Origin of the sequence: [Flexibacter] sp. ATCC 35103, assembly GCF_001975985.1 — a bacterium.
Lineage (GTDB): Bacteria > Bacteroidota > Bacteroidia > Flavobacteriales > Flavobacteriaceae > Flavobacterium.
This window is the reverse complement of record NZ_MTQF01000007.1, coordinates 232,220-252,391: the sequence shown is the minus strand read 5'-3', so window position 1 is coordinate 252,391 and position 20,172 is coordinate 232,220. Positions and strand designations below refer to the sequence as shown.

At 32.5% G+C, this 20,172-nt stretch carries 19 protein-coding genes; 7 read left to right on the top strand and 12 right to left on the bottom strand.

Annotation, left to right across the window (positions count from 1 at the left end):
• Window positions 1-24 precede the first annotated feature (24 nt).
• Window positions 25-2,196 (top strand): ATP-binding protein, encoded by a 2,172-nt coding sequence (locus BXU01_RS16340; RefSeq protein WP_083694173.1) that lies wholly within the window; start codon window positions 25-27, stop codon window positions 2,194-2,196.
• Window positions 2,197-2,236: 40 nt separating this feature from the next.
• On the opposite strand, the gene lpxK is transcribed toward BXU01_RS16340, so the two are convergent.
• From lpxK to BXU01_RS16325, 3 genes are read right to left on the bottom strand one after another with little or no spacing between them, the layout of a single operon-like run.
• A complete protein-coding gene (gene lpxK, locus BXU01_RS16335; RefSeq protein ID WP_083694172.1) occupies window positions 2,237-3,259 on the bottom strand; it encodes a tetraacyldisaccharide 4'-kinase in 1,023 nt (340 codons plus the stop codon).
• Window positions 3,260-3,263: 4 nt separating this feature from the next.
• Window positions 3,264-3,545: a Txe/YoeB family addiction module toxin gene (locus BXU01_RS16330; RefSeq protein ID WP_083694171.1), complete on the bottom strand. Its 282-nt coding sequence runs from the start codon at window positions 3,543-3,545 to the stop codon at window positions 3,264-3,266.
• Window positions 3,521-3,763: a DUF2683 family protein gene (locus BXU01_RS16325; RefSeq protein WP_083694170.1), complete on the bottom strand. Its 243-nt coding sequence runs from the start codon at window positions 3,761-3,763 to the stop codon at window positions 3,521-3,523. The genes BXU01_RS16330 and BXU01_RS16325 overlap by 25 nt, the downstream gene beginning before the upstream one ends.
• Window positions 3,764-3,983: 220 nt before the next feature.
• On the opposite strand from BXU01_RS16325, the gene BXU01_RS16320 reads away from it, so the two are divergent.
• The 3 genes from BXU01_RS16320 to BXU01_RS16310 all read left to right on the top strand — a co-directional run bounded on the left by BXU01_RS16320 (window position 3,984) and on the right by BXU01_RS16310 (window position 6,884).
• Entirely contained in the window at window positions 3,984-5,078 is a 1,095-nt protein-coding gene (locus tag BXU01_RS16320) for a Nif3-like dinuclear metal center hexameric protein (protein WP_083694336.1), read from the top strand.
• A gap of 3 nt (window positions 5,079-5,081) precedes the next feature.
• Complete coding sequence (locus tag BXU01_RS16315) at window positions 5,082-5,861, top strand: zinc ribbon domain-containing protein (protein ID WP_083694169.1); 780 nt, start codon at window positions 5,082-5,084, stop codon at window positions 5,859-5,861.
• A gap of 150 nt (window positions 5,862-6,011) precedes the next feature.
• Entirely contained in the window at window positions 6,012-6,884 is an 873-nt protein-coding gene (locus BXU01_RS16310; protein WP_083694168.1) for an alpha/beta fold hydrolase, read from the top strand.
• Window positions 6,885-7,171: 287 nt separating this feature from the next.
• Here BXU01_RS16310 and BXU01_RS16305 read toward each other — a convergent pair whose 3' ends face one another.
• A complete protein-coding gene (locus BXU01_RS16305) occupies window positions 7,172-7,852 on the bottom strand; it encodes a helix-turn-helix transcriptional regulator (protein WP_083694167.1) in 681 nt (226 codons plus the stop codon).
• A 74-nt stretch (window positions 7,853-7,926) separates the two neighbouring features.
• Between BXU01_RS16305 and BXU01_RS16300 the strand changes: the two genes are divergently transcribed.
• The 3 genes from BXU01_RS16300 (at window position 7,927) to rluF (ending at window position 10,435) form a co-directional block, all read left to right on the top strand.
• On the top strand, window positions 7,927-9,078 hold the full coding sequence (locus tag BXU01_RS16300) for a cytochrome P450 (RefSeq protein WP_083694166.1): 1,152 nt from the start codon (window positions 7,927-7,929) through the stop codon (window positions 9,076-9,078).
• 14 nt (window positions 9,079-9,092) lie between these two features.
• Window positions 9,093-9,437, top strand: coding sequence for an antibiotic biosynthesis monooxygenase (locus BXU01_RS16295; protein WP_083694335.1), 345 nt, complete (start codon window positions 9,093-9,095; stop codon window positions 9,435-9,437).
• Window positions 9,438-9,577: 140 nt separating this feature from the next.
• Window positions 9,578-10,435, top strand: coding sequence for a 23S rRNA pseudouridine(2604) synthase RluF (rluF, locus tag BXU01_RS16290; RefSeq protein WP_083694165.1), 858 nt, complete (start codon window positions 9,578-9,580; stop codon window positions 10,433-10,435).
• A 78-nt stretch (window positions 10,436-10,513) separates the two neighbouring features.
• On the opposite strand, the gene BXU01_RS16285 is transcribed toward rluF, so the two are convergent.
• The 8 genes from BXU01_RS16285 to BXU01_RS16250 form a co-directional block, all read right to left on the bottom strand.
• A complete protein-coding gene (locus tag BXU01_RS16285) occupies window positions 10,514-11,440 on the bottom strand; it encodes a magnesium transporter CorA family protein (RefSeq protein ID WP_083694334.1) in 927 nt (308 codons plus the stop codon).
• 208 nt (window positions 11,441-11,648) lie between these two features.
• Window positions 11,649-13,037, bottom strand: coding sequence for a DUF4173 domain-containing protein (locus BXU01_RS16280; protein ID WP_083694164.1), 1,389 nt, complete (start codon window positions 13,035-13,037; stop codon window positions 11,649-11,651).
• A 58-nt stretch (window positions 13,038-13,095) separates the two neighbouring features.
• A complete protein-coding gene (locus BXU01_RS16275; RefSeq protein WP_055093284.1) occupies window positions 13,096-13,386 on the bottom strand; it encodes a transcriptional regulator in 291 nt (96 codons plus the stop codon).
• 8 nt (window positions 13,387-13,394) lie between these two features.
• Complete coding sequence (locus tag BXU01_RS16270) at window positions 13,395-14,009, bottom strand: hypothetical protein (protein ID WP_083694163.1); 615 nt, start codon at window positions 14,007-14,009, stop codon at window positions 13,395-13,397.
• 495 nt (window positions 14,010-14,504) lie between these two features.
• Window positions 14,505-15,389 carry a bifunctional 5,10-methylenetetrahydrofolate dehydrogenase/5,10-methenyltetrahydrofolate cyclohydrolase gene (locus tag BXU01_RS16265; protein ID WP_056255237.1) on the bottom strand — a complete coding sequence of 295 codons (885 nt, stop codon included), beginning with the start codon at window positions 15,387-15,389 and terminating at the stop codon, window positions 14,505-14,507.
• A gap of 135 nt (window positions 15,390-15,524) precedes the next feature.
• Window positions 15,525-16,877, bottom strand: coding sequence for a signal recognition particle protein (gene ffh, locus BXU01_RS16260; RefSeq protein WP_083694162.1), 1,353 nt, complete (start codon window positions 16,875-16,877; stop codon window positions 15,525-15,527).
• 194 nt (window positions 16,878-17,071) lie between these two features.
• Window positions 17,072-18,757, bottom strand: coding sequence for an MBOAT family protein (locus BXU01_RS16255; protein WP_083694161.1), 1,686 nt, complete (start codon window positions 18,755-18,757; stop codon window positions 17,072-17,074).
• A gap of 1 nt (window position 18,758) precedes the next feature.
• Complete coding sequence (locus tag BXU01_RS16250) at window positions 18,759-20,090, bottom strand: GDSL-type esterase/lipase family protein (RefSeq protein WP_255373784.1); 1,332 nt, start codon at window positions 20,088-20,090, stop codon at window positions 18,759-18,761.
• Between the last annotated feature and the right edge of the window lie 82 nt (window positions 20,091-20,172).

The window sequence follows — 20,172 nt, the reverse complement described above, 5'->3', positions numbered from 1 at the left end:
TCATTGTAAAAGCATTCCAAATACATGAAACAACTCTTTTTTATTGTTTTTTGTTTTTTTTATTCGTTTTTGTATTCTCAAACCAAAAAGAATACGGATAGTGTTTTCTATTATAATAAGTTGGTAAACAACAATCTGAATAATAAAAAATATAAGGAAGCTGTTTTTTACACTAAAAAATCCATAGATTTTTGCGAGACCAATCACAAACCGGAGAGTTTGGCCAATCAAACTTTTAAGCTTGGAAAAATTTACTACAAACAGCATAAATATGATGAAGCACTAAAAAACTTTCACAAAAGTGTTGCTTCATTTGATAGTGTAAAACCAACTTGTACCAAAGTTTTAGCACTGCATTACATCGGTATTGTTAATACCACAAAAGGCGATTATGAAACTGCTGAACTATATTATAAAAAAGCAGATGATCTTTTAAACCAATTAAAAATTGCTGATCATGCCCAAGTTTTAAACTATCAGAAAGCGATGGCTTTAAAAGCAAACAAAAATTTACCTCTTGCTGCAAAAGCTCTTCAGCAAATTACCAGAAAGCCTGATAATCCTCCTATTTTTAAAACAAAAACAGATTCATATTACCAGCTTGGCTTAATCGAAACTCAGCTTAAAAGAAATGATTCGGCTATAATTTATCTGGACAATGCTTTAGACTACAACTCAAAAAGCAATGATTTGATTAAAAAATCAAAAATTATTTTAGCGATAAGCCAATATTACAAACAGAATAAAAATTTTGATCTCGCCTATTCTTATTTAGATGAACACTATCAGTTAGAAAATTATATCCTGAAATTAAAGGATGCTAAATTTGATCTTAATGAATTCGAAAAATTCAAAAAAAATCAATCCTTAAACAATACCATTAAACGGGAAAGTGAAGAAAAAATTCAGCTAAAAACGTATCGTTACTCTAAGTTGGTTAGCATTTTAGCCATCGCACTTATCTCTATTTTATCACTTTTGAGTTTGGCGCTATATAAAAACAATATTATTAGAAATCAGAATAATTTGCTTTTAAGAGAAAAAAACAAAGAACTTATCCTTGCCAAAAATAAAGCTGAAAAAGCCTCTAAGGCCAGATCAGAATTTTTATCAACGGTAAGTCATGAACTCAGGACGCCATTAAACGCTATTAACGGAATTACTCATTTACTTCTTGAGGATAATCCTAAAAAAACACAATTAAAGTATTTAGAATCTTTAAAATTTTCAGGAAACTATCTCACGACGTTTATCAATGAAATTCTCGAAATAAACAAAATTGATTCGACTAAGGTTGAAATCGAAAACATTTGTTTCAACTTGAAAGAGTTATTATTTAACATTCAAACTTCTTTGAAAGAATTAGCAACTGCCAATAAAAATTATTTTAATCTTGAAATAGATGACGCAATTCCGGATAATTTAATTGGTGATCCTACTAAAATATCTCAAATTATTTTAAACCTTATTAACAACGCATTAAAATTTACTCAAAACGGAAATGTTGATGTAATTGCAAAACTGTATACCAAACAAGAAGAAAATGTAACTGTATATTTCGAAATTGTTGACACCGGAATTGGAATTCCTGAAGATAAACTGCAAACTGTCTTTGAAAGCTTCTCGCAAGGTTCTATAGAAGTTAACAGAAAATATGGCGGAACAGGTTTAGGGCTAACAATTGTAAAAAAACTGATTGAACTTTTAGGAGGTGAAATAAAATTAAAAAGCGAAGTTGGCAAAGGTTCTACTTTTACGTTTAAATTGAATTTTAAAATCAACAAAGAACCTTTAGTAATAGTCGAAGAGACAAAACCTTACAACGACAAGCAATTAAAACATAAATCTATTTTATTGATTGAGGACAACAAGATCAACCAAATGATTACCCGAAAAATGCTTGAAAACAAAGCTATTACATGCGAGATTATCGATAATGGAGAAGATGCTATTGATCTTTTGAAAATAAAACGTTTTGATATGATTTTAATGGATGTTCACTTACCGGGAATCAATGGAACAACCGCTACAAAATTAATCAGGGAATTTGATAAAACGACTCCAATTATAGCTTTAACAGCTATTTCGCTGGACGAAAACAGAGATATGCTTTTATCTTTTGGAATGAATGATGTAATCACAAAACCATTTGTACCAGATGAATTTTATAGCATAATTGCTAAGTTTTTTGATTAGTTTTTTTTAGACTCTATCCCGAAGCTTCGGAACTGAGCAGCTAAGATTCTAAGTTGTTTTTTACATATTCCAGAATCGTAGCATCAAAATTTTGCTGGTGATTTATGAATGTACTTTTTATGGGTAAATAGTACAATTGAAAAGCTAATTTAGAATCTTTTAGACGCACATAATCTTTTTCTGTAGTGATGATTCTTTTATTTTGAGCTTTATTTTGAATCGAATCTAAATCTGTTTCAGAGAAATCATGATGATCCGGAAAAGTCATGCACACATCATTTTCGTTCTTTAAATAATCAAAAAACGGAGTTGGTTTTGCAATTCCAGCCAGAAGCAATTTAGACTCTCCTTTTACTTCATTAACCTCTATTTTTTCACTTTCACCATAAATAAAATCATCATAATCTATAAAAGTAAAATAGATTTGCTGTGAACAGGTCAGTTTCAATTTCAAACGAATTTTTGCCTGGTCTTCATCAGATAAATCTTTTGGACATTTTGTTACAATTATGATATTAGCCCTGTTAGCTCCGCTCCTGCTTTCGCGAAGATTTCCGGTTGGCAACATAAAATCATCTGCATATAAATCATCATATGAACTTAACAAAATATAAAAACCTGCTTTTACCTTACGATGCTGATAAGCATCATCTAACAAAATAACTTGTGGTTTTTCATTCTGCGAAAGCAATTGTGTTATTCCATTTATCCTGTTTGCATCGACAGCAACTTGAATATTGGAGAATTTTTGGTAAAACTGAAAAGGTTCATCGCCTAGAATTTCTGCATTCGAACTTTCGCTGGCCAAAACAAATCCTTCAGATTTTCGTTTATAACCGCGACTTAAAGTTGCTACCTGATAACGATCAGATAACAAACGAATAAGATATTCTATTTGAGGAGTTTTTCCAGTTCCGCCTACGCTCAGATTTCCAACAGCAATAACCGGAATATTAAATGTAGCTGATTTTAGAATTCCTTTATCAAAAAGAAAATTCCTGACTGAAGTAATGAATCCGTATAAAATAGCAAACGGAAAAAGTATTTTTCGAAGTAAGTTCATAAAGTTATTTATCAGAATAATGTCCCATCGCAGAAATCACAAAAACGGTTACAATATCTTCCTGAACTTTATATACAATTCTGTCTTTAGAATTTATTTCTCTTGACCAAAATCCACTAAGTCCATATTTTAATGCTTCAGGTTTTCCAGCACCTTCATAAGGTGTTTCACTGAGTTCATCTAATATCTGACTGATTTTTTTTATACTAGATTGATTACCTGCTTTAAAATGTTTTTTTAAATGTGACTCCGCTAATTTTTCTATTTTAACCCTAAACTTCCCCATACATCTTTTGGATCAATCTCTTTATAATCACCTCTTTTATCTGATTCCAATACCATTTTTACAAATTTAGGATCGTATGGACTTTTTTCCTTTTTAAGTTTTTCCAAATCTGTTTCAATAATTTCTATTTCTTCAAAATCTTTAAAACTATCAAACATTGCGATAAAAGCTTTCCCTATCTTAGTACGTTCGTTTATTTTTACGGTTAGCGTTTTCATGATTCTTGATTTAAACACAAAGATACAAAATTGATACCATTAGTAATATAATGTATTATCACTAGTAACAATAAGTATTACCATTAGTAACAATAAGTATTACCAGATATAATATTTTTCGTTAATTTGTTTTATGAATTCCTTTCAGATTCTAAGTTTCAAGATTTTCTAAGCAACATGAAACTTGAAACAAATAAAACCTGAAACAAAAAGCAAAAAAATGAAAATCAAAAATATAATAGAAGTTCTTGAAGAAATGGCACCTTTGGCTTACGCCGAAGATTTTGATAATGTTGGTCTTTTAGTAGGCAATTTAGAGACAGAAAGCACAGGAGTTTTAGTTTGTCACGATGCTTTAGAAAATGTAATTGATGAAGCTATTGCTAAAAATTGCAATCTTGTCGTTTGTTTTCACCCGATTTTATTCTCTGGAATTAAAAAAATCACGGGTAAAAATTATGTAGAACGTGCCATCTTGAAAGCGATCAAAAACGACATTGCGATTTATGCTGTGCATACCGCTCTGGACAATCATTCGGCTGGAGTTAACAAGATATTTTGCGATGCTTTAGGTTTAACGAATACTAAGGTTTTAATTCCCAAGCAAAACTATATCAAAAAACTAGTGACTTATACCACTCCGGATAATTCTGAGAAAGTTCGAAATGCACTTTTTGAAGCTGGTGCCGGAACTATAGGCAATTATGACAATTGCAGTTTTAATACCGAAGGCTTTTTTACCTTTAAAGGAAATGAAAACAGTAATCCCGTAATTGGAGAAAAAGGAAAACTACATACGGGAACCGAAATAAAAATTGAAGTTGTTTTCGAAAAACACTTACAATCTAAAATCCTCAAAGCGCTTTTTGCTAATCATATCTACGAAGAGGTGGCTTATGAAATTTATGATTTACAAAACGCTCACCAGAATATTGGTTTAGGAATGATTGGTGAGTTTGAAACTGAAATGAATGAGAAGGATTTTCTGTTTTTTGTAAAAGATAAAATGATTGCGGATGGAATTCGCCATTCTGTCTTTACAGGAAAAAAAATCAAGAAAGTTGCCGTTTTGGGCGGATCAGGAAGTTTTGCCATAAAAAATGCAATCATGGCTGGAGCCGATGCTTTTTTGACCGCAGATTTAAAATACCATCAGTTTTATGAAGCAGAAAACCGACTACTTTTAGCCGATATTGGTCATTTTGAGAGCGAACGCTATACAAAAAACTATATTGTTGATTATCTTCGAAAAAAAATCCTTAATTTTGCCATCATTTTATCAGAAGAAAATACAAATCCAGTTAAGTACTTATAGAATATGGCGAATACGAAAGAATTAAGTGTTGAGGACAAGTTAAGAGCAATATACGATTTACAGCTTATTGACTCTAGAATTGACGAAATCAGAAACGTGAGAGGTGAACTTCCTTTAGAAGTGGAAGATTTAGAAGATGAAGTTGCAGGTTTAAGCACGCGTTCAGAGAAACTGAAAAGTGAACTTGAGGTTATTGAAGATCTTATCAAAACGAAGAAAAATGCGATTGATGAGCACAAAGAGGTTATCAAAAAATACACAAAACAACAAGAATCAGTTCGTAATAACAGAGAATTTAATTCGTTGACTAAAGAGGTTGAATTTCAGGAATTAGAAATTCAATTGGCTGAAAAGCAAATCAAAGAAATGAAAGCTTCTATCGAACATAAAAAAGAAGTTATTTCTAATTTAAAAGAAAAACTTGACGCTAAAAGTTCGCACTTAAAACATAAAAAATCTGAATTAGACGCTATTATGGCTGAAACTCAAAAAGAAGAAATCTTCTTGTCTGAGAAATCAGCTGAGTTTTCAGGTCAGATCGAAGAAAGATTATTAGCTGCTTATACTAGAATCAGAACTAGTGTTCGTAACGGTTTAGCTGTAGTATCTATCGAAAGAGGAGCTTCTGCAGGATCATTCTTTACTATTCCGCCACAAACTCAGGTAGAAATTGCTTCCAGAAAGAAAATCATTACTGATGAGCACTCTGGAAGAATCTTAGTCGACAGCGCATTAGCTGAAGAAGAAAAAGAAAAAATGGAACAATTGTTCTCTAAATTCTAATACGAGTCCCGATTTAATCGGGACTTTTTTTTTGTCATTATTTTTCTGTCACAGATTAAAAAAATTAAACTGATCTGTATTTTTTACTAATCTTGAAAATCATTTTAATCTGTGGCAAAACATTTTTTATCTTTAGAAAAAATTTAAGTTTTGGGAATTAAAAAAGGAATTCGTTTCATTACGTTAAAATCGGTTGGATCATATATTAACTTCCTGAGTTATGTTCGTCCGCAAAAAGCTGTTGCACTTTCTTACGCACTTTTTAGCCAGCCCAGAATTGGAAGGTTACAAAAAGAAAGCTTACCCAAAATACTAAAGAATACAGAAACAGAAACGTTTCATCATAACGAGCACCATTTTCAAACCTATATCTGGAAAGGGAACGAAACCAAAATTCTTTTAGTTCACGGTTGGGAAAGTAACGCATCTCGATGGAAAAAAACATTACCACATCTTCAAAAATCAGGAAGTACGATTATTGCTATTGATGCTCCGGCTCACGGACAAAGTAGCGGCAAAGAATTTAATATTCCGCTTTATGCTGAATTCATAAACAAAGCGGTAGAAAAATATCAGCCTACAATTATTATTGGTCATTCAATTGGTGGAGCGGCTTGTGTTTACCTTCAATATTTATTCCCGAATACGAGTATTAATAAAATGGTCATTCTGGGAGCTCCATCAGATTTAAAAACATTGATCGACAATTATATTTCGATGTTGAGTCTGAACACCAAAATGTTCTCACTTCTTGAAACTAAATTCATTAATCGTTTCAATTTTAAAATTAGCGATTTCTCCGGGCAAAAATTCGCTTCTCAATTTAATGTTGCTGGTTTTATTGCTCATGATACTTCAGACAAAATTGTTGCTTTTGAAGAAGGTAAAAAAATCGCCAGTAATTGGAAAAACAGTCAATTTATCGAAACCAAAGGTTTAGGCCACGGAATGCATGATGATGAATTGTATGAGAAAGTAATTGAGTTTTTGTTTACTGAAGGTTCTGAGCCACTAAGTCGCTAAGACTGTAAGTTTTTTATTCCAACGTTTTACTTTGTCATCCTGAGCGAAGTCGAAGGAATGCTAGAAACTCAGCAAAGAAATTAGTTAATCTTTGTCGAGCTACTCATGATCCTTCGACTTCGCTCAGGATGACAAGATTGAGATTAAAAAACTATGAAGAAAAAATCATGAAAAAATCCGTTTTAGTCTGCGTTTTTACAAAGCAAATCTGCGTCATCCGCGTATCAATTATTTACATTCGTTTCTTACCATGACACTTCATAACTCAGAATCACAAGATTGGAAAATTAAACAACAATCTTAAAATTCTTAAACAACTCTTTTTCTCCTTTTCCGGTTATTATTATTGCTCTTGAATTTGCCGTTCTTCTGATCCAGTCTTGCTCCAGCATTTTATTCAATAACAAAGTTCCTATTGAACCTGCGATATGATATCGTCTTTCGCTCCAGTCGAGACAAGGTTTTAAGAATATTCGTTTTTGTTTTTGGGCATCTTCCAGATTAATTCCGAAATCCGAAAACCATTTTTCTCCTTCCGTACTAATTTCGAAAGCACTTTCCTTTTCGATAATTATTTTTTGCTGCACTAAACTATCTGCTAAAGCAACACCTATTTTCCCTGCCAAATGATCATAACACGTTCTGCAATATTTTATGGGAGGATAATTTTCGACTTTCTTTTTTGAAAGGATATCAGGCTTCGGAATAAGATTTGCCATTGCTTCAACAACATACGCAACTTCTTTATTAGAAAATCTGTAATATTTATGTCGGCCTTGTTTTTCTACAGCAAGTAAATCTGCCTCAAGAAGTTTACTCAAATGCATACTCATATTTTGCGGAGATGTATTTACGGCAACCGAAAGTTCTGTGGCTGTAAAAGCTCTTCCGTCTAACAATGTCCACATGATTGCTGCCCTTGTAGCATCACCAATTAATGTTGCTGCTTTTATAAATTGATCTTCCATTTAAGTATCACAGTTAAATATAGAATGAAGTATTGATTTGTAAAGTTAGATAACTTTGCTAAAAAGATACTACTATGACTTCTACTTTATTCCTTCAATCTGATGTTCAAGATCCTTATTCACTCTATCAATCGATGTTGAATAAAAACCCGATATATTGGGACGAAGACAATAAAATATGGGCGATTTACTCTTATGAATATTGTGTTGAAATCCTAAAAAATCCTGAAGCCTTAATTCCGGTCATCAATTTGAATAACGAACAGAAACTAAACAAACATGCATTAGACATTTTGACTAACTTAACAAGATTATCAAATGGAATTCAGCATGAAATAAATCGCGAAATTGCCAATTTGTTGTTTCAGAACATGAAGTCTGTCGAGATTAATACAATTCTTTCGCAACTAATAAAAGATGATTTAATCGAAAATAAAATCGATTGGGTAAATTCGGTTTGTAAAAAATTACCGCTTCTGGTTGTTTTAAAAAGTTTTGGTTTTGCAGCAAATGATTGTGCTTTTGTATTAGATGAAATCGAAGTTTTGGTCAAAATAATGCTCCCGGACAAAACTGAAAAACAGATAAAATCCATAAATGAAATTTCTGAAACCTTATTTTTAATTACCGAAAAACAACTTTCAGAATTAGATTTCTACAATCATTTTTTCAATAAAATATCAAAAGCTAAAGTTCTTCCGCCTGACGAAATAAAAAAGATAACTATTAGTAATGTAATAGGATTGTTTATTCAGAGTTATGATGCGGGAAGAGGAATTTTGAGTAATTTATTATTACAAATTATAGATTATCAAACCTTTAATAATAAAACAGAAATACAAAAATCTATTATAGAAACTCTGCGATTTGATCCACCAATTCACAATACAAGGCGAATTGCAAATATTGATATTACTTTAGGAGAAACAACAATTAAAAAAGGTGAAAAAATAGTGGTAATTCTTGCAGCAGCAAATCGTGACCCTAAAAAATTCGAAAACGAATCAGATTTCGATATAGAACGCTTTAATAATAATGAGCACTTAACTTTTGGTGTTGGTGGACATAGGTGCGTAGCAAAACACTTTTCGACTCATCTCGCAACTGAAGCTTTATGGTTTTTATATGAACAATATAAAACGATTGCCCTTTTAGAAAATAATATAGAATATGAACCGATGATTAATGCCAGATTACCTAAAAACATATGGATTTCGGTACAATAATTAAACAACAAAATATGATAGCTGTAATTTTTGAAGTAGTTCCTAACGAAGGAAAAAAAGAAGAATATTTAGATATTGCAGCAAGTCTGCGACCTGAATTAGACCATATAGAAGGTTTTATTTCGATAGAACGTTTTCAGAGTTTTAGTAACCCTGATAAAGTTTTGTCTTTGTCTTTTTGGAAAAATGAAGAAAGTATCCAGCAATGGCGAAATCTTGAAATGCATCGTCATGCTCAGAAAAAAGGCAGAAATGAGGTTTTTAAAGATTATCATTTAAGAATTGCAACCGTTGTACGGGATTACGGAATGTTCGATAGAGAAGAAACTCCGGAGGACAGTTCCTCTTATCACGGATAAAGGTTTCTTTTTAGTTGCTAAGGTTCTGAGTCGCTAAGTTGTTAAGTTTTTATTTAAGAACTTGCTCGTTTCAAAATGGCCCAACAATCTAAAATCAGAAATCTAAACTCTAAAATCGAATTTTTGCCTACTTTTGCATCATGGAAGAGAATTTAAAACGTCTGAATAAATTTATTGGTGAAACAGGATATTGTTCCCGCCGTGAAGCTGATAAACTTATTGAAGAAGGACGCGTAACAATAAATGGTGTTGTGCCTGAAATGGGCACTAAAGTTTCGCAAAATGACGAAGTGCGTATTGACGGAAAATTGATTGTTGAGAAACATGACAAATTGGTTTACCTCGCTTTTAATAAACCGGTTGGAATTGAATGTACAACCAATCTTGAAGTTCGCAATAATATCGTGGATTATATTAATTATCCAAAACGTATTTTCCCAATTGGACGTTTGGATAAAGCGAGTGAAGGATTAATTTTCATGACGAATGATGGCGATATTGTAAACAAGATTTTACGCGCCAGAAACAATCACGAAAAAGAATATACAGTAACAGTAAATAAACCTATTACAGAACGTTTTATACAACGTATGGGAAATGGTATTCCGATTCTGGATACTGTGACTAAAAAATGTAAAGTAGAACAAATTAGTCAGTTTACGTTTAAAATCATTTTAACGCAGGGTTTAAACCGCCAGATTCGTAGAATGACCGAATACCTGGGTTATGACGTAACGGCGCTTAAACGTATCCGTATTATCAACATTTCGCTTGATGTTCCGGTGGGCCGTTATCGTGATTTGACAGATGATGAAATTAAAGAATTAAATCATTTAATTGAACCATCAAGCAAAACCGAAGAAGCAAGTTTACCAAAACCTGAACCTCAAAGTCCTAGACGAAGAACTGATTTTTTATCCAAAGATGATGTTCCAAAACGACGAACAGATTTTATATCAAAGGATGATCCTAGATTTAAGAAAAAAGGCGATTACTAAATTGATCCTATAAAAAAAGACCCTTTCGTTTCAGCGAAAGGGTCTTTTTTTTGTATAATGCTTTTATGAATTATTTTATCAGAACCATCTTCTTCTTTTAAATAGAAAAACACCAAAAATTGATAAGATAACGGATACTAAAAGAAGTATCCAAATGCCGTATTTGCTTTCTTCCAGACCATTTGGCACATTCATTCCATACAAACTGGCAATTAAAGTAGGAATCATTAAAATAATAGAAATCGAAGTCATTTGCTTCATAATATTATTCATGTTGTTCGAAATTACCGAAGCATACGCATCCATCATTCCAGTTAAAATATTGCTGTAAATATTTGCCGTGTCTTGTGCCTGACTAATTTCGATATCAACATCTTCTAATAAATCCTGATCAAAATGTTCTCTTTGGGCTTTTAGATTTTTAATCCTGTGAAACAAAACATCGTTTCCTTTTAAAGAAGTTATAAAGAATACAAGACATTTTTCTATTTGCAAAAGCGCTTGTAATTCTTCGTTCTTGATTGATTTCTCTAAATTATCTTCGGCCAGTTTTATCTTTTGATTGATTTGTTTCAGATATTTTAAATACCAAACACTTGAGGACAACAACAATCTTAAAACAAGATCGAAATTATCTTTTATGTGGATGTTTTTTCGGTTGGTATATTGTACAAAATCAGAAATTATTTCTGTTTCATAAAAACTAATGGTAACACAAACATCTTCTTTAAAAATTAATCCTAAAGGAATAGTTTGAAAAGGCAGTTTAACATCATTACTTTTCACCGGAATACGCATGATAAACAAAGTCCAGCCATCTTCAGCTTCCATACGAGGTCTTTCGTCGATATCTTCAATATCATTATAAAAAGCTTCGGGAATTTGAAGTTCTTCGAGTAAGTATTTTTTTTCTGTTTCTGAAGGAGATTCAATGTTAATCCAGCAGTTTGGAGTCCATTCGGGAGTCTCGATTAATCCGTTGTTGTTTTTGTAAAAGGCTTTCATTTCAAAATTGCAGGGTTTTATCATAGCATTTTGAAATAATTCAAAAGCTATTTTAATTTAATACTAACGAATAATAATCGTCCATTGGAGAAGTTTTTTTTAAGTGGTGCAAAAGTATCTTTTATTTTTAAGAACCAAAAGTTTATAATTATAATTAAATATTAAAAAACCACCTAAAGTTTTTACAAAAGGCGGTTTCAGTAATAAATTACTTTTTAGTATTCAAAAACTCATAATAGAGTGCTTTTGACAGAAATGTTTTGTTTTGATATTTATCAATTTGCTCTTCTTTTTTAATTTCAATTAATTGTCCATCTAAATGAAGTTTTGAAAAATAGTCTCTTCGGGCTTCATCATTAAAATTCAAATCACTCAAAAAAAGCGGCTCAACACATTTGTTGACTGATATATTATAATTGGTAATTAGATTTCCCCAATTTACAAAGCTGCACAATAAAACCGTTCCGTAAAAATACCAGACCATTTGATTTGCCAGATATGCATTTGTTTTTTGTTTGGTAATTTTTAGAAAAACAAAAACTAAACCTATAATCGCCAAAATGAGAAAAGCATAAACACCTAATCGTTTATAGGTTAAACCAAAAACCGAAATGTACTCTGAATTTTTAATAATGGTACTTAAAATTAAAAATCCATTTAAGACAATCCAGATTTTTGCTAATTTTTTAAGATTAGCGGCTTTCTTATCAAAATTGAATCCGCCTTTAAAATAAAATAATATTAAACCAACTGCCATAACAATCGAAAATATTACTGAATTTACTCTCTCGTGAGTATCTGCACTTAGGTTTGATTTTTCTATCACTTCAAAGAACTGCTCATAATTATAGGTTACAATAAAAATTAAAAGCATAAAATTTAAAAGCACTAAGGTGATTTCGCCACTTTTTCTTTCGAAGTCAAGATCAAGAAATGAAAATGTTTTTTGATTTTTGATTTCGGTTATGTCATCAAAATCATTATCCAATAATGAATTTTTATCATAACAAACATCCGGTACCCAATAATTCCAGAAACTAAATGATATGTAAAACCCTAAAACTCCTATTAGAATTACTTCTACGATATCAATATCTAAAGTATAATCTGTAAGCAAAGATGAGAAATGAGTGCTCCCAAAAGAGTATGCGGCAAAGAAGACGGTTAAAAAAATGGCTGGAATAACAAAATAAGCAATTAGTTTTTTAGCAAAATTATTATGGATTTTTCTTTCCGGAAGCCATTGGCTAAACATAAAAATACGTCCTATTGAAGTAAATCCGTTTAAAAATACAAGCGGAAAAACCTGTATTATTTTAAGCTTGTAATCCTGCGTTTTAAATTGCAAAAAAAGAACTGACATTGACAAAGCAAGGAAAGAGGCAAAGTCTCCGTACCAGGCAAAAGCCAGACAAGACAAAACCGAGGTAACCACCAGAATCAAATGTGATCTGTCTGTAAACCGATCCTGAAAGAAATAACAGATTGAACCAGTTAATAATAGTCCAAAAATAGCAAGGTTTACCCCTACTGACTCGTTGTAAAAAAGCAGTGTAAATATTAAACTGCTGGCTAGAATAATTTGGTGTTTTTTCATGATTTCAATTTTAAAAGTACTTTGTATTTCAAAGCGTTTAGATAAAAAAATATAGTTATTACGATTTCATTAATTTTTCGAGGTAAGAAAGGTGTTCTTTAAAGGCCGCACGTCCTCTGGGTGTCACCTGATAAGAGGTTTTAGGCTTTTTACCCACAAATTCTTTTTTAACTTCGATGTATTCTGATTTTTCGAGCGCTGAGGAATGACTGGCTAAATTACCATCGGTGATATTAAGAAGGTTTTTCATCTCAGTAAAATCAACCCATTCATTGACCATCAGAACGGACATAATTCCCAATCTGACACGGCTTTCAAAATCTTTATTTAGTTTATCAATAATTCCCATTGTATGGATTATTTATATTTTTTGAACATTATTAATCCGTACAAGATATGCAGAATACCAAATCCTACGATCCAAAAAACTAAACCATATCCAATATAAAAAAGGGAAACAAATCCTAAAAACAATTCACAAAATCCCAGATATTTGATATCTGAAAACGTATATTTCTCTGCGTTTATAAGTGCTAAACCATAAAAAATCAAAGTAGTTGGCGCAATTAAACCATAGATTTCGTGATGTAAAAGTGCCAGACAAAATATACCACCGGCCAAAAGAGGAATTGCCAGATTGAACAGCATTTTTTTTGTTGCCGATGTCCATATAGGCAAATCATATTTTCGACTTTTTCTAATCGTAAAAGTTAGCCCAAAAATAAAAGCAAAAGCTAAAATAATCACTCCTGTAGAAAACAATTGTGAGACTAAACTTGAAGAAATAACAATTTGTTCTTCACCAAAATATTCAATTCCGTTTGCTTTGAATAATTGATAAACGTACAATCCGCCAATCAATGCTGACAAACCTGCAAAAACTCCTGAGAGTCCGCTTAGGGATATAAATCTTGAAGAGCGCTCCATCATGGAACGAATGTGTGCTAAATCTTCTTGGTGCTTCTGATTCATAAATAAAGTACTTTGTAATGCAAAGTTATATTTTATTTTGAATTGACAAGTATTAAAATTGGATTTTTTTGTTGTGATTTTTTTCGACGCGTTTAAATAGATCTGTATTATCTAAAAATGTGTAATCCCTATGTGATATTTTGTGGGTTCGCAATCTATATTTTAGCTATTAACCTTTAACTCCTAGTGGAGTTATTTCTATAAATTAAATATTTTATGATTTTTATATGTCACCCCGATGGGGCTCTAATAAATTAAATTCAAACATTTCTATAAGTATATTGTCCCGCTGGGACTATCACATCACCCAAAGTTGCGTGAGGGATAGGAGCTGGCTACCGAAGTAGCGCGGATAGCCCGACCGTATCCCGACAAGAGGGCGAATAACCGTAAAGTAAGTTTGCCCTCTTGTCGGGATACGGTCACGCCCAAAGTATATAAAACAACAAAGCCTACTCGATTGAATAGGCTTTGTTTATATTTATTTGAAGTGAATTATTTTTTCGCGCTTCTCATTTTTCTTGCTAAAAGCGTATTTTTTAATAACATCGCAATTGTCATTGGTCCTACTCCACCAGGAACTGGAGTGATAAATGATGATTTTTTGCTTACACCATCAAAATCAACGTCACCTTTGATAACGTAACCTTTTGGGTTTGATGCATCTTCTACACGAGTAATTCCAACATCTACGATTACAACTCCGTCTTTAACCATATCTGCTTTTAAGAATTCAGGAACTCCTAAAGCTGTAATAATGATATCTGCATTTTTAGTGAACTCAGCTAAATTCTTAGTTCTACTGTGCGTTAAAGTTACCGTAGAATCTCCAGGATTTCCTTTACGGCTCATTAAGATACTCATTGGGCGACCTACAATGTGACTTCTACCAATAACAACGGTGTGTTTTCCGGCAGTTTCTACGTTGTAACGCTCTAATAACTGCATGATCCCGAATGGTGTTGCAGGAATGAAACTTTCCATTTCCAGAGCCATTCTACCAAAGTTTGTTGGGTGAAAACCGTCTACATCTTTATCAGGATCGATTGCCAATAAGATTTTTTGTTCGTCGATATGTTTTGGTAATGGTAACTGAACGATGAATCCGTCAAGATCGTCATCTTCATTTAGTTCTTTGATTTTTGCCAGTAAAGCTTCTTCGGTAATATCTTCCGGTAAACTTACTAAAGTTGAATCAAAGCCAATTTGCTGGCAAGATTTCACTTTACTTCCCACGTAAGTTAAACTTGCTCCGTTTGTTCCTACGATTACGGCTGCTAAATGAGGTACTTTTCCTCCGGCATCTTTTATCGATTGAACTTCGGCTGCGATTTCGTTTTTAATGTCTTCAGCTGTTTTTTTACCGTCTAGTAGTTGCATTGTTTTTTGTTTCAGGTTTAAAGTTTCAAGTTTAACGCTAAAAGCGAAACTTATTATATTTAGTATAATGAAAAAAGTTTCAAATTTCAGTCTCACAACTTGAAACCTGAAACTTGAAACTTTTTACTTTTTTTATTATCTCGGCATTCCGCCTGGCATTCCTTTCATGCCTCCCATCATTTTCATCAGGTTTTTTCCGCCCGGACCTTGCATCATCTTCATCATTTTGCTCATTTGGTCGAATTGCTTCATTAACTGATTTACTTGCTCGACTTTGGTTCCGGAACCTTTAGCGATTCTGGCTTTCCTTTTTACGTCGATTATGGCAGGTTTGCTTCTTTCGATTGGCGTCATCGAGTGAATGATTGCTTCTATATGTTTAAAAGCATCATCTTCTATTTCTACATCTTTCATGGCTTTTGAAGCTCCCGGTATCATTCCAACCAAGTCCTTCATATTACCCATTTTCTTTACTTGCTGAATTTGAGTTAAGAAATCATCAAAACCAAATTCGTTTTTAGCGATTTTCTTTTGAAGTTTTCTTGCTTCTTCTTCGTCAAATTGTTCTTGCGCTCTTTCTACAAGAGACACAACGTCTCCCATACCTAAGATACGCTCAGCCATACGATCCGGATAGAAAACATCAATTGCTTCCATCTTCTCGCCTGTACCCACAAATTTGATTGGTTTGTTTACAACCGATTTAATCGAAATTGCAGCTCCACCACGTGTATCTCCATCTAATTTCGTTAAGATAACTCCGTCAAAGTTTAAGATATCATTAAAAGCTTTTGCTGTATTTACAGCATCTTGTCCTGTCATTGCATCAACAACAAACAAAGTTTCTTGTGGCTGAATTGCTTTATGAACACGAGCAATTTCATCCATCATTTCCTGATCTACTGCAAGACGTCCGGCGGTATCGACAATAACAACGTTGAAACCGTTTGCTTTTGCATGTTTGATTGCATTTTGAGCAATCTCTACAGGATTTTTATTTTCTGGCTCTGAGTAAACCTCAACACCTATTTGATCTCCAACAACGTGCAACTGATTAATCGCCGCAGGACGGTAGATATCACACGCTACAAGAAGTGGCTTTTTGTTTTTCTTAGTTTTTAAAAAGTTGGCAAGTTTACCTGAGAATGTTGTTTTACCAGAACCCTGAAGTCCTGACATCAAAATAACACTAGGAGTTCCGGAAAGATTGATTCCTGCAACATCACCACCCATTAATTCTGTTAGTTCGTCTTTTACTAACTTCACCAATAATTGTCCTGGCTGAAGTGTTGTTAAAACGTCCTGACCAATTGCTTTTTCTTTTACTTTGGCAGTAAAATCTTTAGCAATTTTAAAGTTAACATCGGCATCAAGTAAGGCACGACGAACTTCTTTTAAGGTTTCGGCAACGTTTACTTCTGTAATTTTACCGTGCCCTTTTAATATATGGAAGGCTTTATCTAACTTATCACTTAAATTATCAAACATAATTTTTTCTTTATTTGAAGTGCAAAGATAATCTAATTAGATATTTCAGGCAATTTTTATTTAACTACAAAGTACGTTTTGATTTTACTTCAAAGTGTGCGAAGTTTTTTTGCTCGCAAAGACGCAAAGTTTAAATCTATAAGTAAGAAAAAAACTTTGCGACTTTGCGTCTTTGCGAGATTAATTAATCCTGCTTAAAATTGAAAATAAATAAAAGGCTGTGAACCTGCAACTGCTGTTGCGTAAACAATCCAATATACAAATCCCAGAATAATTGCTTTTCCTATTAAAGGAGTTCTATCGAAAACGAATTTCATTTTTGATGTGAAAACTTCCGGTAAAAAGTGCCAAACGTATCCAAAAAGCATTAATAAGAATACATTTTTATATCCTAAAATAATTGCTTGCCAATGCTCTGGCTCAAATGTTAATTGTCCAATATTGTTTATTACTTGTAATGCCGTTTCGAAGTCTCTGGCGCGGAAAAAGATCCAGCAGAAAACTACGAAATGAAATGTTATTATGATAGAAAATAATGTCCATAAGAAATTTGAACCTTTACCATCTTTTTTAGAAGGAAAAAATTCCATAAACATTTTATGAACCGCCAATGCTAATCCGTGTAGTGCTCCCCAAACAATAAATTGTGCTCCCGCTCCATGCCATAGTCCTCCTAAAAGCATTGTGGTAAATAAATTGAAGTTGGTTACAAGGGTTTGATTTTTCTTTTTTGATAGCAAAAATGTCAGACAAAACAATGCAATCGATCCTATTGCAATACTTAACGGAATAAAACTCTCATTTACATTTGAAATTCCCCAAAGTAATAATCCGAAGAAGAATAAACTCGGGAATAAAAATCCTGCAAATGTTCCTTCACGATTTCCTCCAATCGAAATATACAAGAAATCTTTTAACCAGGTTGACAATGAAATGTGCCATCTTCTCCAGAAATCTGTGATAGATGTTGATTTATATGGCGTTCTAAAGTTGGCTGGTAATTTAAACCCAAGCAACAAGGCAATACCGATTGCCATATCTGAATATCCTGAAAAGTCGCAATAAATTTGAATGGCGTATCCATAAGATGCCATCAAATTTTCGAACGACGTATAATTCATTGGAGTGTCAAAAACACGGTCAACAAAATTTATTGAGATATAATTGGAGATTACTGTTTTCTTGATCAAACCTCCAATAATCAAAAACAAAGCGTTGTTTACATCTTGCTTTGTCAGGTTTAATTTTTGGTAAATCTGAGGAAGAAAGTCTTTTGCTCTCACAATTGGTCCGGCAACTAATTGCGGGAAAAACGAAACGAAAAATAAATATTCGATGTAGTTTTTTGTTGGCTTAATTTCTTCACGATAAATTTCGATAATATAACTCATCGATTGAAAAGTGTAAAACGAAATCCCCACGGGAAGAAAAATATCATGAAGCTGGAAATTACCCTGAAACATATCGTTGTAAGTAACGATCATGAAGTTCATGTATTTGAAATAACCCAGTAACCCCAAATTCAGGATCACACTTATAACAAGATAAATTTTCTTTCTACTGATTTTTGCTTCTCTGTAAATGATCTGACTTAAGCCATAATCTACAACTGAGGAAAGCAACAGCAATAAAAAGTAAATTCCGCTTGACTTATAATAAAAGAAAAGCGAGAAGAGAATAACATATGTTAATCTCAAATAAAATGTTTTGCGAAGGAAAGCATACACAAAATAAAACACAAGAAATAATCCTAAGAATAAGCCTGTATTAAATAGTAATTTTTCTTCAGGATTGTATATAAACCAACTTTTAGCCTGTTCTAAAGTAACTGTACCAAAATTTTGAACAAACCAATTATTTATGCTATCTGTTGTAATCAACTTAATTTTTTAATTTAAAATTATCGTATGCTTTTAAAAACGCCTCTGTAAACAAATTTCCTTGTTTCTCGTATCCCTTTTTAGAATAATGAACCCAATCAGGACCTATTAATCCTGCAGATTTTAAATTTCGTATCCCATCCATTCCTCCTAATTCATCGTATAGATCCCAAACTGCAAAACCATCTGTTTTTGCGATTTCAAGAATGCTTTTTGCATAATCGCGAATATATACATTAGGCTTTCTTGCTTTAAGTAAAGAAGGAGGCGGAGTCATAACCACTATCGAAACATTGCTGTTTTGATCTTTTATATTTTTTATAAACTCCCTTAATTCCTTTATGTAGGCAGAAGCTTCCATGTGATCATAACTTTCATTTGTTCCTAAAGAAAATACTAACAAATCCGGATGCAAGGCTTTTAATTGCTGAAAAAATAATGGATACTTATTATAGTCTGAAAATTTAGCTCCGTTAACCCCAATTCCGCTATACATTATTCCGGGTGCATCTTTTTCTAAAACCAGTCCGTTAAGCTCATATTTATCTGCATTTTTATTCGGGATCAGGTAAATTTTATCTAACAGCCTATCTGAATGGTACGAATGAGTAAAAGAATCTGATTCAAGATCTAAGGTAACAAACTCTGAACTTGTAATATTCTTTGGTTTTGTTTCATTAGTTAAAATTTTCAACGTTCTGCCCGCACGAATATTATTTGACTTAAGGTGATTTTCTCTTTTAATTTCGGCTATTGAAATATTATATTTATCAGCAATTGTCGAAATGGCTTCTCCTTTTTTTATTTTATGTGTTATTATTTTTCGTTCTGTAGACTGAATTGTTTTTGTTTGGGATGATGTTGCCAAATCAAACATATTCTGATTTTGAGGGGTAACTATATGTATTGAATTAAATTTATAAGCTGCATCTTTTATATTTAATTCTACCGCAAAACCTCCATTATCTCTCCAGAGCGCTATACCGCTTAAACCAACAGGACGACTTTTGAATGGGTGAATATTTCGATAATTTTCCCAAACTCTATTCGAATAAAAACGTTCATTATAAGAGCCATTTGTTTTAGCCAGCTGATACGGAAAAACAAATCCTCTACCGGCATTTCCAAATTTTTGCTGCAGGTTCTTTCTAATATCATTTGTCATCAAATCACCCTGAATATGAGAATCTCCAATATGCACAATACTTATTCTCTGATTTTTGTAGTTTTCAGTCTCCTCTAGTTTTTTGAAAATACTTTCTAAGACTTCCGCATTATAGATTCTATCCTCAGAAAAAGAATCAACCGCTGCTGTATCGACTTTATGAATCATATTTTTTTTTATTGGAGGTGAATCTGTCTTTTGCGTTTTGTCATTTGTGGAGAAAAAAAGACAACAAAAGAAAATAATAAGT